The 358-nt window shown below is 63.7% G+C and carries 1 protein-coding gene; it reads left to right on the top strand.

Translation table 11 applies throughout. The features are described from left to right. On the top strand, window positions 1-358 hold a 358-nt coding region (locus HK28_RS00105; protein WP_143217262.1), incomplete at both ends, for a DUF935 family protein.

Below are 358 nucleotides of genomic sequence, written 5' to 3'. Positions count from 1 at the left end.
CGTTCGGGACTGGGGAATTTTCGTCCAGAATTACGGGATACCGGGACGCCTGGGACGGTTTGGGCAGGGCTCGACCGACAATGACCGCGATGTGCTCTGGCGCGCTCTGACGGATTACGGCGGGATGCTCGCCGCGATGATCCCGAAGGAGATGGATTTCGAGTTGATCGAGACCAAGGGCGGCGCGGGCGCATCCGAAGTTCATGAGATGCGGGTCAAGTGGCTGGACGAGCAGATCAGCAAGGCGGTGCTGGGGCAGACCGGCACGACGGACGCGCGGTCGGGGACGCACGCGTCCGGCGCGATCCATCGCATGGTCCAGGAAGACATCGAGCGTTCCGATTCGCTTCTGCTGAGC

It is taken from the genome of Acetobacter sp. DsW_063 (assembly GCF_002153745.1).
GTDB lineage: Bacteria > Pseudomonadota > Alphaproteobacteria > Acetobacterales > Acetobacteraceae > Acetobacter.
The sequence above is the reverse complement of the archived record's forward strand: the minus strand, read 5'-3'. Positions and strand labels throughout refer to the sequence as shown.